Source organism: Duncaniella sp., from assembly GCF_029056165.1.
In the GTDB taxonomy this organism is placed as follows: domain Bacteria; phylum Bacteroidota; class Bacteroidia; order Bacteroidales; family Muribaculaceae; genus Duncaniella.
Genome location: NZ_JAIDBW010000007.1, coordinates 67,078 through 81,180 on the forward strand (window position 1 = coordinate 67,078; position 14,103 = coordinate 81,180).

The 14,103-nt window shown below is 43.9% G+C and carries 11 protein-coding genes; 10 read left to right on the plus strand and 1 reads right to left on the minus strand.

Going from position 1 to position 14,103, the window contains the following annotated elements; genetic code table 11:
• The first annotated feature begins 42 nt into the window (after positions 1-42).
• The 10 genes from K2G41_RS01165 (at position 43) to K2G41_RS01210 (ending at position 11,932) form a co-directional block, all read left to right on the plus strand.
• The gene (locus K2G41_RS01165; RefSeq protein WP_300113232.1) at positions 43-2,325 is read left to right on the plus strand and encodes a BamA/TamA family outer membrane protein; all 2,283 of its coding nucleotides are present in this window, start codon (positions 43-45) and stop codon (positions 2,323-2,325) included.
• Positions 2,326-2,422: 97 nt separating this feature from the next.
• The gene (locus K2G41_RS01170; RefSeq protein WP_300113236.1) at positions 2,423-2,920 is read left to right on the plus strand and encodes a redoxin domain-containing protein; all 498 of its coding nucleotides are present in this window, start codon (positions 2,423-2,425) and stop codon (positions 2,918-2,920) included.
• A gap of 59 nt (positions 2,921-2,979) precedes the next feature.
• Complete coding sequence (locus K2G41_RS01175) at positions 2,980-3,393, plus strand: hypothetical protein (protein ID WP_300113238.1); 414 nt, start codon at positions 2,980-2,982, stop codon at positions 3,391-3,393.
• A complete protein-coding gene (locus tag K2G41_RS01180) occupies positions 3,390-5,456 on the plus strand; it encodes a DNA topoisomerase 3 (RefSeq protein WP_300113240.1) in 2,067 nt (688 codons plus the stop codon). The genes K2G41_RS01175 and K2G41_RS01180 overlap by 4 nt, the downstream gene beginning before the upstream one ends.
• Positions 5,457-6,061: 605 nt before the next feature.
• A complete protein-coding gene (locus K2G41_RS01185; RefSeq protein ID WP_300113243.1) occupies positions 6,062-6,568 on the plus strand; it encodes a D-Ala-D-Ala carboxypeptidase family metallohydrolase in 507 nt (168 codons plus the stop codon).
• A complete protein-coding gene (locus tag K2G41_RS01190; protein ID WP_300113246.1) occupies positions 6,565-6,654 on the plus strand; it encodes a smalltalk protein in 90 nt (29 codons plus the stop codon). The genes K2G41_RS01185 and K2G41_RS01190 overlap by 4 nt, the downstream gene beginning before the upstream one ends.
• An 89-nt stretch (positions 6,655-6,743) precedes the next feature.
• The gene (locus tag K2G41_RS01195) at positions 6,744-8,840 is read left to right on the plus strand and encodes a major capsid protein (protein WP_300113249.1); all 2,097 of its coding nucleotides are present in this window, start codon (positions 6,744-6,746) and stop codon (positions 8,838-8,840) included.
• Between the two features lie 6 nt (positions 8,841-8,846).
• Positions 8,847-9,149 (plus strand): hypothetical protein, encoded by a 303-nt coding sequence (locus K2G41_RS01200; RefSeq protein WP_300113252.1) that lies wholly within the window; start codon positions 8,847-8,849, stop codon positions 9,147-9,149.
• A 97-nt stretch (positions 9,150-9,246) separates the two neighbouring features.
• Positions 9,247-10,320 (plus strand): hypothetical protein, encoded by a 1,074-nt coding sequence (locus tag K2G41_RS01205; protein ID WP_300113255.1) that lies wholly within the window; start codon positions 9,247-9,249, stop codon positions 10,318-10,320.
• 220 nt (positions 10,321-10,540) lie between these two features.
• Positions 10,541-11,932, plus strand: a complete 1,392-nt coding sequence (locus K2G41_RS01210; protein ID WP_300113259.1) for a hypothetical protein — start codon at positions 10,541-10,543, stop codon at positions 11,930-11,932.
• A 734-nt stretch (positions 11,933-12,666) separates the two neighbouring features.
• Here K2G41_RS01210 and rlmD read toward each other — a convergent pair.
• Positions 12,667-14,076: a 23S rRNA (uracil(1939)-C(5))-methyltransferase RlmD gene (gene rlmD / locus K2G41_RS01215; protein ID WP_300113264.1), complete on the minus strand. Its 1,410-nt coding sequence runs from the start codon at positions 14,074-14,076 to the stop codon at positions 12,667-12,669.
• Between the last annotated feature and the right edge of the window lie 27 nt (positions 14,077-14,103).

The following is a 14,103-nucleotide window of genomic DNA, read 5'->3' on the forward strand; positions in this document are numbered from 1 at the left end:
TATAGTATTAAGAAATATAATTTAAGTCTCCAGAGATAATATATGAGGAAACTTTTTATATACGTTGTCGCAAGCCTTATGCTTGCAGGATGCTCCACCACACGCCGTATAGGACAGGACGAGATTCTTTACACAGGACTCAAGGGGGTAGAAGTGACAACTCCTGATAAAGAGAAATTCCCGACAGGTGTACGTTCGACCCTCACGGAAGCGGTATCGGTCAAGCCGAACAATTCATTGCTCGGTTCGGCATCTGTCCGCGTGCCGTTTCCACTCGGATTGTGGGTATATAACAATTGGCCGAATCCTCCCAAGGGCCTGAAACACTGGATATATGAGAAACTCGCTGCCACTCCTGTACTCGTGAGCGATGTCCGCCCGGAGGTGCGTACACACATGCTTGAAGAACTGCTGGACAATAACGGCTATTTTTCGGGCACTGCCAGTTATGAACTTGTGCAGAAACGCAACAAGAAAAAAGCCTCGATCCTTTATAAGATAAATGCCGGACATCCTTATAATATCGACTCGCTGATATTGCTACCGGATTCGGTGCCTCTCTTTCATGTGATCGACTCCGTCGTCAACCGCTCAAAATATTTTAAGGTCGGTTCGCGTTATTCAACTGATTCCTTGTCGGCATTACGCGTAAATATCGCTAATGCTGTCCGCAATCACGGCTATTATTTCTTCAGACCGGAATACATACAGTATCTCGCCGACAGTACTATCAATCCCGGTAGTATTGCGATTAAGCTGGATATTGCCAATAATATCCCGTCTTTGGCTCTTGCAAAGTATAAGACAGGACAGATCACTACCTATATATATAAGAACCGTTCAGGTGGTGTACCTGACACGACAGAGACTCAACGAGGCACGTTGATCCGCTATATGCCGTCGCGTCTGCGCAAAGGATTGATCCCGTCTTGTATAGTATTTCAGGAAGGGCGGACATTTTCTGTCCGTCAGATGAACGCTACTCAAACACGTCTTGCACGTCTCGGAATTTTCAATGATATAACAATCAACGTTGAGCGTGACAGTACGAACACTTCTGAAAATCTGCTTGACGTGACGATCGAGTGTACCTATGACCGACCGCTGGAGGCATCTATCGAAGCTAATGTTTCGTCAAAATCCAATTCATATCTTGGGCCGGGTCTAAGTCTCGGCCTGACCAACCGCAATCTTTTCGGTGGCGGTGAGCTGCTGACTGTTGCGCTTACGGGTTCATACGAATGGCAGACAGGCTCCGGACGACATAATTCTGTGTTTAATTCCTACGAGGTAGGTCTCAACGGTACGCTTGCTTTTCCACGTTTGCTTGCACCGAATGTCATACCACGTATGAGGCGTAATGTCAATTGGACACGTCTGTCACTCGGCATTGATCTTCTAAACCGTCCCCATTATTTCAAACTTAGTCAGTTCAACGCCGGTATAGCTTACGATTGGCAATCGTCGAGATACATCTCGAATACATTTACACTATTCAAGATGACCTACAATAAGCTTCAGCGCACGACGGCTGTCTTTGATTCGATCATGAATGCTAATCCAGCCATTGCACTAAGCTTCCAGAGCCAGTATGTCCCGCAGATGTCCTATGGTTTCGTCTATGACCGTGCGATGAACAAGAGCAATACCATCAATGTCCAGTTTACTCTTCAGGAAGCCGGCAATATTTTCTGGTCCATCTATGAACTTTGCGGAAAGAAAGGGGAGAAGACATTGTTCCACACACCCTTCTCTCAGTTTGTCAAGGGTTACGCGCAGATTGTCTATGGCCGGAAATTTTTCGGAGATCATTGGCTCGTGAGTCGTATAGGCACTGGAGCAGCATACGCCTACGGGAACTCGTCACAGGTTCCTTACAGCGAGCAGTTCTATTGTGGTGGTGCGAACTCGGTGCGTGCATTTACAGTCCGGTCTATAGGCCCCGGTTCATACCACGCCCCAGCAAGTCAGGTCAATGGTTATTTCGATCAGACAGGTACATTCACCTTTATTGCTAACAGTGAATATCGTTTCCCGATACTTGGTCCGCTGCACGGAGCGGCATTTCTCGATGCCGGTAATGTCTGGACTATTAAAAATGAACCGGAACGACCCGGAGGTCAGTTGAGAGCCAATAACTTCTTCAAGGATCTCGCACTCGGCACCGGAGTAGGCCTGCGTTTCGATATCTCGATGCTTGTCCTGCGCGGTGACCTCGGAATTGGCATCCATGCTCCATATAATACAGGTAAGAGAGGATATTACAACATGGAATCATTCAAAAAATCACTCGCATTCCATCTCGCCATAGGCTATCCTTTCTGATGATCAGAGAGGAGCGTTATAGAACTTTTATGGGTCTGAGTTGTCTTAATAGTATGGGGCAATTCAGGCCCATAAAAGTTCTACAACGCATATAGACATGAAAAAAGCATTAACTTATATAGTATTTTTTGCCGCGCTGATTGCATTGATAGCGGCTTATTCAGATCGTGTCGTCAAAGCCGATGAAGGCTACACGGCGCCGGAAATTGAGCTTCTTGCCAATGATTCTGTAAATGTTTCGCTCGATAAGCTCCGAGGAAAATACGTTCTGGTCAATTTCTGGGACTCCTCAAATGCGGTCTCGCGTATTGCTGCGGGTGAGTATGACAGGTTTCTCCATGCGAATCCAGAACATGATTTCTCACTTCTGTCGGTTAACACCGATGCTGACCCCGATCTGTTCCGTGAAATCGTGAAGAAGGATAATCTTGATAACTCGACACAATTTCATATCTCTGATGCCAAGGCTCGCCATCTTTCCTCAAATTATCGTCTTGATTCAGGTTTTTCATCTTATCTCATTGATCCACAGGGAAAGATCGTAGCCGTTAACCCCTCTGTAAGCACTCTTGAAAAGTATCTCTCCAAGCATTGAGCTGAAGAGAAAGTTTGCTCAAATTAATAATTCTCACTAAATTTGCATTACCATTCATCATGAAAAGAATCGTCACACTCATAGCATCTGCCGCATTCGTTTGCACTACGCTCTCGGCAAAAGTCGTAAAGGATTTTACCAGTACTTCAGATAATGTGCTGACCTTTACTGTGGATAGTATCGACTATCGTCCTGACCTGACGAGGGTCTATGGGCGTGTGCAAGGCCGTCCGCACACTTCAGCGCGTATAGACGAAGTGCAGTATGTAGGCAATAGTGCATCATGGAAGGCTACAGATATTGATGGCGTTGATTTCCGCCGTTACTTCCAGTGGGAGGATGAGGGCGAAATACCTTTGGAAATCGACTTTCCCGCAACGAAACCTGATGCCGGAGTGCAGCTTCTTTTCACCACAGCACGCGGACAGTCAACGACTACCGCTAAAAAGATCGCAACTAAAAAACGCAAATGAAGCTCTGTATCACCGAGAAACCCAGTGTAGCAAAGGATATAGCACAGATACTTGGCGCGGATGTGCGCCGCGACGGTTATTACGAGGGTGGGGACTATAAAGTCACTTGGACCTTCGGACATCTTTGTACACTTAAAGAACCCGGTGATTATGAAGAGCGTTGGAAACGGTGGGCACTCGGTGTGCTCCCCATGATTCCACATCGTTTCGGTATAAAAGTCATACCGGATAAGGGAATTGAACGCCAGTTTCAGGTAATCGAGAATCTCATAGCCGAAGCTGATGAAGTGATCAATTGCGGTGATGCCGGTCAGGAAGGAGAACTGATACAGCGTTGGGTGATGCAGAAAGCATCGATCCATTGTCCGGTGAAACGGCTTTGGATTTCATCGCTGACGGATGAATCCATCCGTGAAGGCTTTGCTCATCTGCAACCTGAATCTGATTTTGACAATCTCTACCATGCAGGCCTTTCGCGTGCCATAGGAGACTGGATTCTCGGAATGAATGCCACACGCCTTTATTCGCTCAAATATTCATCTCCCGGCAATGTACTGTCGATCGGACGAGTGCAGACACCGACACTGGCACTTATAGTGCAGCGTCACTTCGAGATCGAGAATTTCAAGCCGGAGGATTATTGGGAACTCAAGACTTTATATAGAGGTGCGGTGTTCAATGCAACGGCCGGACGTTTTAAGTCGCCTGAGGAGGCTGAATCGACTCTTGAAGCGATAAAGGCTTTCCCGATGGTCATCACAGATGTGCAGAAAAAGAAGGGTAGGGAAGCTCCGCCACGACTCTTTGACCTGACATCCTTACAGGTTGAGTGTAATAAGAAATGGGGTTGGACCGCTGACGAAACTCTCCGTCTCATACAGTCACTTTACGAGAAAAAGGTGACGACTTATCCGCGTGTTGATACGACGTATCTTTCCGATGATATCTATGGCAAGGTGCCCGGCATATTGCGCAACATGACGCCGTATGCGTCGCTTACAGCTCCTTTGCTCGAATCGAAACTACCTAAGAGCAAGAAGGTATTTGACAATTCAAAGGTAACGGATCACCATGCCATCATTCCTACCGGACAGTCTCCGACGGTGCTCGTAGGACATGAACGTAAGCTTTACCATCTTATAGCACTCCGTTTCATAGCTGCCTTTTATCCTGATTGTAAATTCCTGAGTACGACAGTGATGGGAGAGGTAGATAAGACAGGTTTCAAAGCTACAGGTAAGGTAATCGAAGATCCGGGCTGGAGAAAATTGTATGATAATGCCGCTCCGGATGAATCCAAGAATGATGAAGACAATAGCGATGACCGTATTCTACCTGATTTTACGGTAGGAGAGAGCGGCCCGCATGAGCCTTCATTGCAGAAACGTACCACTCAACCGCCTAAGTATTATACGGAGGGTACGCTGTTACGTGCTATGGAATCGGCTGGTAAAACGGTTGAGGATGAGGAACTTCGTGAGGCAATGAAAGAGAATGGCATAGGTCGGCCATCGACTCGTGCGGCAATAATCGAAACCCTTTTCAAGAGAAAGTATATCCATCGCAACCGTAAGTCAATCATGGCTTCTCAGGCCGGTATCGATCTGATTGACAGCATAAATGAAGAGCTGCTTAAAAGTGCTAAACTGACGGGGCTTTGGGAAAATAAACTGCGTAGGATCGAACGTGGCGAATACTCGGCGGCAGAATTTATTCAGGAGCTGAAAATCCTGATTAATCAGATTGTAATCAATGTGTTGAGTGATAATTCCCGTTCAAAAATTATTGTGGATAATTCACCGAAGAAATCTGATGACGGGGATCAGAAAGATGGTAGCGTAAGTGCTAAGCCTGACAAACCGAAACCTCGTGCGCCACGCACACGTAAATTTGAGCAGATCGAGTGTCCTGTATGTGGACAAGGCCATCTACTAAAAGGTAAGACGGCTTTTGGATGTAGCCGTTATCGTGAGGGCTGCACACTGCGTCTCAATTTCTCAGAATATCCCGAAGATCTGACTCCAGCCAAACTCAAAAAGCTTCTTCAGAAGAAAAAAGCATAAGGACGGGATGTGGCTGTGTCAGACTGGATAAATTTCTGGTTGGAAGGTTTGGGACTTGCATTGGCTGAAATTTAAGACAATATGAAAATCGGCTAATTAAAGCGTAGAATCCGGCAAGTGCAAGTACAGATCCTACAACAGAGTTAATTTTTAGACTGAAGCATCTTTTGCGTGCAGATCTAAAACTCGTGATGAATATGAATCTTTTTTCATTAATAACATCCGAAAATAATACGGACCGTGAAAATGAAGTAGGGTGGCCCAGCATCCACAAGACGGAAAGATGAGAAAGAGAGAAATGATAAAAATTTACCGCCGTTGTAAAAAAAGATAGACGTTATTTTACATAATCGAGATTATGGGACTAATTTTGCCCTTGTAATTCTAACGGCTATTGTCTATGTCCCGAAAAAATCGTAAAACCCTTGAATCCTGCTACGCTGCAGATCCTCGCAAGATGTTGCAGAATTTATTGTCACATGCCGACTATCTTCAATCCTTTCTACGGAATTACAGTTCTGTGCTATTCCTCGGTTCGAAATCTGAACTCTATAAAGAATTGTCGCAGACCTATCAATTAGTTTCAACTTTATGTACCCGGCTACATGGCACTAACTCAAATTAACAAGCTTGCTATCTTACAGTGTGTTTCTCTTGTCCAGTCACTCCAATCCCTTCCTAATCCTGATCCCGGTGTTTGGTCTGTACTGGATGATATCCGTTCCCGCCTTGAGCGTATCGCTAATGGATCACCCCTTAGACTTACCGAGCATTTTACCCTCGAAGAGTTCTTGGCTCCTCCTACTGCTGTCCGCCATGGCATTACCCTTTATCCCAATGCTAAGGTGTTTCAGAATCTCTCTACATTGTGTAATGAGGTTCTTGAACCTGCCCGCTGCCGTTTGAACTGTCCCATTTATGTCAGCTCCGGTTACCGTAACCAATCACTCAACCGCCTTGTCGGAGGTGTCCCTACCTCCCTTCATCTTGAAGGTCGTGCTGCTGATATTTCCTGCTCCGGTGGTCTTTTGGATCGCCTCTTTGAGGTTCTTTCAACCCTGCCTCATACTGAACTTATTAAATACGATTCATTCATCCATGTTGCTCTATGAAAAAAGATGTAATAAAAAAGATCTTGGAGATCCTTGTTGCAGTCGCTTCTGCCTTTCTCGGCTGTCTTGGCGCATCCTCTATCTGATTCTCTCTACGATCTTGCGCATCCTCTTGCGCCTTTATCCTTTTAGGGATTAAACACACACTTTAAACCTTTATCTTAATCTTTATTTTATGGCTAATCCATTTGGTAAAAATGGAGGTCCCGCCAACAGTGTTCCCCGCAACACATTTGATCTTTCTTTTCAGAATAATCTGACGCTCCCATTTGGTGCGCTTGTCCCCTGTTTCTGTAAGGAGGTTCTTCCCGGCGATTCCTTCCGCATTAACACAACTTTCGGTCTCCGTTTCATGCCTACGGCTTTCCCGTTGCAAACCCGTATTCGTGCTGATGTCCATTTCTTCTATGTACGAAACCGCAACTTATGGGAAGACTGGCCTGATTTCTATGGCAAGACTAAATCTAATCTTTCGTTCCCCGTGCTCAAAGGACAATCTTCTGATTTCTACAAGACTGGTTCTCTCGCTGATTTCCTTGGCGTGCCATCTTCCGTATATGGCAGTAGATCTAATTTTGTCCCTGTCAATGCCTCTGCTGTTTTTGCTGTCCAAGACGGTACGCAATATGCTCTCGCTTTAGAGAATACAAATGAACCATTTTCCTATGATCAAAAACTTATTTTATCCGGTTATCGTGTTCAATGGCTTCGTAATCCGTCCTTTACGATAGGTACTAAATGGTCTCCTTCTGCCCGCATAACCTTTACTGACGGGATACCCTATTCTGAACGCCTTAAAGTTGAATTCGGTATCGGTATGCGTATGAAATACCCAACAAAGGCTTCCCTACTTTTCTGTGATTCAAGTAATCTCGTCTTTTCTGCTATTGAGGTATCTGTTACTCAAACTGTCGGTGGCTTTGCTGCCGAATTCGATATGCCTGATTCTTTCGGTATCGAAGTAGAACGCTGTTATTTTGTTGTTGATGTAGTATCTCCTATTGTCAGTGATACTCTTGAGTATTTCGAGTATTTCACTAATTTCAGTTTTTCTGCTTCTGAAAGTGTTACCTTCCTTGACTATCCTGAAATTCATTCCGGGCCCTATGGAGATTCCCTGATGCTTTCTGCACTTCCCTTCCGTGCATACGAGAGTATTTACAATTCATTCTATCGTGATGAACGTAATAATCCATTTGTTATCGATGGCGAGAAGGAATACAATAAATATCTTCCAACTAAAGCCGGTGGCTTTGATTCTACCAATTATCAGCTACGTTATCGTAACTGGGAACAGGATTTTCTTACCACGTGTGTAGCTTCCCCCCAACAGGGTGTCGCTCCTCTTGTCGGTATTTCCGCTACTGGTGTTATGTCTGTTTCCGATCCTGATACCGGTCAGGTTTATCAGGTTCAAGCACAAACCGGAGATGATGCCGATACTATTACTGGTTTCGATGTTACGGAGACGCTCCCCAAGGCTGTCACACGTTCTCTTGTAAATTATGCTTCCTCCGGTATTTCTATCAATGATTTTCGCAACGTCAATGCCTTTCAGCGTTGGCTTGAAACCAATATCCGTCGAGGTTACAAGTATCGTGATCAGATCAAGTCTCACTATGATGTCGATATTTCCTATCAGGAATTGGATATGCCTGAATTTATTGGAGGTGTTTCCTGTGATGTCACTCCTAATACAGTCTCTCAGACTACTCCCACCGATGAGCCTCTTGGATCATACGCTGGTCAGCTGTATGGATCAGGATCTTCAAAGAACTCGGTCGATAATTACTGTGATGAGCATGGTTTCATTATCGGTATTCTTTCAGTTGTCCCCGTTCCTAACTACTCCCAGTTGCTTCCCAAACATTTCCTCAAGACAGATGATTCACTTGACTATTATTCTCCTGAATTTGGTCATATCGGTATGCAGGCCGTGCATAATCAAGAAGTAGCACCCTTGCAATGTACTAAGTCTGATCTTTCGGGTGTTTTTGGCTATCAACGTGCTTGGTACGATTATCTCCAGTCTGTCGATGAAGTGCATGGTCAGTTCCGTACCACTCTCCGTGACTTTGTTATGAACCGTGTCTTTAAAAATCTTCCTGCTCTCGGTCCGTCATTTACGGTGATTGATCCTGAACAGTTGAATGATGTCTTTACTGTCCGTGAGGTTGATGGTGAACCGATTCAGCCTATCCTCGGCCAGCTCTATTTTGACGTTCAGGCAAAACGTCCTATCCCTCGTTTCGGTGTTCCACGTCTTGAATAATTTATTATGATTAAAAATATTCGCAGATCAAAGTCTGCCCGTATAGCTCACATTATAGACAATGGAGTTGATAAGGTCGTTCCCGGTCTTTCTGTCTCTCCTACTCAGATGGCTCTTATGGCCGCCAAAGGTATTCCCATTTCAGCACAGATGTCAGAATCTTTTGTCGATGGAGTTTCTAACCCCTCTTTTGATATTCCTATCGAGGATCAACGCGGTATCGATGTCAATGCCGTTTGGAATGCCCAGAAGGATGCTCGTAAGAGATTGATCGCAGCCCATAAAGCTGATAAGGAAGCCTACGATTAGACATTTTGACCAATTTAACCTTTAAGATCTTGCCGGATCTCCCCCTGATCCGGTAGGATCTTTTGATATTTTGTTCCATTTTTGACCAATTATCTCTATGGGTAATATTTTTAAATCTATTGCTAAAGGTCTCGGATCTGTTGCCGGATCTGCTGCCAGTTTTATCCCTGTTGTCGGTCCTTATGCTCAAAAAGCTGTCGATGGACTTGTCGGATCTCTTACTTCCGGATCTGATGCGCGTGCCTCACTCCGTGCCCAGTCAGAACTCTTGCAAAAGCAACAACAGTTCGCTCATGATGAAGCCGAATTGAACCGCCAGTTCCAAGTCGATATGTTTAACCGTACCAATGATTATAACTCCCCAAAATCACAGGTTGACCGTTTGGTTGCTGCCGGTCTTAATCCGCAGTTAGCTTACGGAGGCTCAATGGCTGAAGCTGCCTCCCCCTCCGGATCTCAAGCTTCTTCTCCCGGAGCACCCTCAGTTGATGGTCTTTCGGATCTTTCTTTGCGTGCTGCTGAAATTGCAAAAATTAATGCTGAAACTAATTATATCAAGTCGCAGACTTCTAATGTTGATGCCGATACTGAAGGTAAATTGACTTTCAATCGATATCAGGAAGAGTTACTTACCGGTCAGATCGAGTGCAATAGTATGACTGTAAAGCTCGGTTCTTCTCAGATCTCTCTCAATGATGCAGAGAAAAAGAAATTGTATCGTGAAATTAAGAACCTTGAAAAGCAATTTGATGTTTTGGATGCCACTATTGGTGAGATTAAAGCTAAGACTGCTAATCTTGGTGCTGATACATATTCTAAGCGTGTCCATACTTTTCTTGACACTTCTATTGCTAAGGCTCAGATTGAAAAGATGGCTTCTGAATGTCATTTGAATTATACTCAAGCCAAAACTCTTATTAGTGATATCCTTATCAAGTCTCGCCTTGCGGATTCTCAGATTAATCTTAATAATTCTCAGATAGATCTCAATGAGCTTAATGGCATAGGAATTGGTATTCAAAATGATCGTCTTCTGATCGATCTTGAAATTGATCAAGGTACTACAACTAATCGCTCGTTTCGTGCATATGAACGCCGTATGCAAGCAGCTGGCAATATGGGAAAAGAAGCTTATACTATTGTTCAACAGTTTTTAGAGTTTCTCGAATAGGTTAGGAAGGGCAAAGCCCTTCCTCCCCCTAACTTGAGTATAACGTAGCGAATGACACAGTGTGTCGCTTCGCGGAAAAATTTACCTCTTTATCGCCTTTATGGTACTTTCTGGAAAGTTCCCTCACCCCAAAACAAAAGAAGGAGCTAACGATGTTCCGAAGCAAACAATTACTCATTCTCCTCTCTCCTCCAATAATAATCATTAACAAATTTTCGTTATGTGTTTAAACCCTACCATTATTCTTAACCCCCGTTTTTCTCAACATCGCCATGAATTCTCCGAAATCGTCTGGAAAGGAAAGTCTATACCGCAGCACAAGTTGTCTGATTCGACTTATTATCCTGTTCTTCTGCCTCATGCTCCTAATGATGTTTCTAAATGTGATAATACATTCGCGGTAACTCCTGATGGTGTCTGTGTGCCCATCTTCATGCAAGTCCCCTGTAACAAATGTCTTGAATGTGTCGAAAGTAAGAGATCTGCTATCCGTACCCGGATGCTTCTTGAACAGATGTCGCATAATGGATGTCCGCAGGTTTTTATTACCCTTACATACAATGATGAGAATCTTCCCTCTGATGGTGTCTCTCGTGAGGATGTTCGCCGGTTCTTAAACCGTTTTCATCTTTATCTCGGTCGTGCCGGTTATCCTACCTACTTCCGCCATGTCGTGTTCTCTGAATACGGTAGTTTGCATCAGCGTCCCCATTATCATGGACTTCTTTATGGCATAGATTGGCTTACTGACTATAATCGTCTTTTCTTTATCGATATTCTTGAAAAAGCATGGGGCAAAGGATTTGTTTATGTTAAGATTGTTGACGGATCTGCTTCTAAATACGTTTCCAAGTATGTTGGTAAGGATGTTTCTTTCCCTGTTGGTGAAGGTATGAATCCTAATTTTTGGACTGCTTCCCGTGTTGATGGTGGCTTAGGATCTCTAATCTGTAAACAGGAATCTTTTCTTGATCTCTGTGCAACTCCTGAATTTCCTACAGTACAACTTCCTGTGGATGGTCGTGTCTATACTGTCACCCTCCCTGCCTATATCCGTGATAAGGTTCTGCCTGCGCTCCGTCAGTTCGTTCCTCGTCATGTCCGTATGGCATATATCCGCTATCGTAAAAACCTCTGTCTCCTTGATGCCCTTATAAAATTTGGTCTCTCGAATGATTATCTACCCTATCGATGTCATGAATATCTTAAACAGTTTAATCTTCCATATTCACATGATACTGATAGTTTCGACTGCCTCATACATGAGATGTTTATTGAATATCCTCGTTTTTCACACTTAGATCCTCTGCTTGATCATTATCATGGATCAGACCTTTATTGGCTTGATCAGTTCCGTGATGTATCCTTTAAGTTCTTTGATCTTATCGCCCTTGAGACTCAATTGAAATATGATCGTAATATCTTGATTAATTTTGATTGTGATGTGTCTGCTATCCTCACGGAGATCCTATCCCGACAACGCGTCTCAGATCGTTTCTCTCGGAAAGTAGAAAAATATCAATCTACTCTCCCACCCGCTCATGAGCGTGAATCCCATTTGCGTTCTAAGAATGTCAAGGAATTCGCCATGCGCGTCAAAGATAATCAGTAGTGTTAACTATATTTAACTGGTTTTATTCGTACTAATCGAGATTATGGGACAATTTATAGGGGGCTAAGTATAGGTAGTGACTTAGGTCAGTTTGTAAGTGTTCTAATATGACGTTTTGAATCATTTGAAGATTTATTAAGATTTTAAGTTAATAATTCCATTAATTTCATTGCATTTTGTGCCGAATAGTTAAATCATACCGGAGTTTGGTCAATAAGAGTTAAGTCATTTGGTAGTGAATTGAATTCTTTATAATTTTGCACTGTGAAAATGAAATAACGCACACAACTTCATAACAAGGAATCATATTTTTAGCTTCAGCTAAACTAACGATAATCCGATCATAATTGCAAATGTCAACCCCGTTCCTAAAAAAGATTCAAACCAAAAACTGATTAATTTGAAATCTTGATCCCTCTCTCCACAATTTAAGCGTCACAGAGAGTATTTCTCAGAATCGCTGACAACATTAAACCTATTATTATCTAAAAAATCTTATTGAATAATCATTCTTATCCTTTTCTGAATCAAATGAAAAATTACCGCTAATTTTCCTATCCCAAATCAATTTAAGCTGTTATCAATCTGAAAGATAAAGCGATCACACACTTATGTTTGTGTGTAACCGCCTTGTCTCTTACAGAATGAGTTTGAGAAAACGAATACCGATAATTAGAATTGATGATTATAATTTCGGGCGTCATGCTGCGCGATGCAGCGGACGCTTTTTTATTTTATCTAAGTGTCAGTGATACAACGTTTTCGACGTGCTGCGTATGAGGGAACATGTCAACGGGTTGTACAGCTTCGATATCATACTTTTCATGTAACAGCGCGAGATCCCGTGCCTGTGTAGCCGGATTGCAGCTTACATATACAATGCGCGAAGGAGCTGCATCAAGGATTACTTTTACAACATCCTCATGCATTCCGGCTCTCGGAGGATCGACGATCATCACATCGGGACGACCGTGGGCAGCGATAAAATCTGCGGTCAACACGTTTTTCATATCTCCGGCATAGAATTCAGTGTTGCCGAGATTATTGACTTCCGCATTAATCTTAGCATCCTCAATGGCTTCAGGGACATATTCGATACCGATTACGTGGCGGACTTTAGGCGCGATGAAACATGCGATAGTGCCTGTGCCGGTGTAGAGGTCATAGACGAGTTCGTCACCCTTGAGCTTTGCAAAATCACGGGCAACGCTGTAAAGTCTGTAAGCCTGTCGGGAATTAGTCTGATAGAAAGACTTAGGCCCTACCCTGAATTTCAGTCCTTCCATCTCCTCTTCGATATATTCACGACCCTTGAAGAGAATGATTTCCTGATCAGCGATAGTGTCATTCACTTTGGTGTTTACAACATAGAGCAGCGATGTGATTTCAGGAAATTTCTCCGCAATGGCGTTCATGAGTTCAGAGATCTTCTCCTTGTCATCCTCACCAAAGACCATGACGGCCATCACCTCGCCTGTAGAGGCGATTCGTATCATCAGCGTACGCAACAGTCCATGCTGCTCGCGGAGATCGTAGAAGCTATAGTCATGCTCCATGCCATAGTGCTTGATGAAAAGACGCAGGCGGTTTCCGAGATCATCCTGAAGGTGACAACGGTTTATGTCCAATACCTTATCAAATGCACCGGAAATATGGAATCCCGCCGCACGGCGTTCGGGGAACTCTTCTCCGGAACGAAGCTGGTCAAATGTCAGCCATTTCTTGTTTGAGAAGGTATATTCCATCTTATTACGGTATTCCCAGATGTTTTCAGAGCCAAGTATCGGCGTAAGTTCCGGGAAAGGTATTTTGGCAATCCGCTGCAGAGCATCCTCAACCTGCTTCTGCTTGCATTTCAATTGAAATTCGTACGGGAGATGCTGCCATCGGCAACCTCCACATAGTGTGAAATGTTCGCATCGGGGCTCAACACGTATTGGCGATGGTTTTGTCAGTTTTTCGATATGTCCTTCGGCATAATTACGTTTCTTGCGGTCAATTTTTACATCGGCCACATCGCCGGGTGCGCCGAATGGCACAAACACCACCATATCATCCACACGGGCTATCGAGTTTCCCTCAGCAGCGACATCTAGTATCTCGACGTCATTGAGGAGTGGTAATTCTTTCTTTTTTCTTGCCATAAGAAATATATGTGATTTGATCTGATT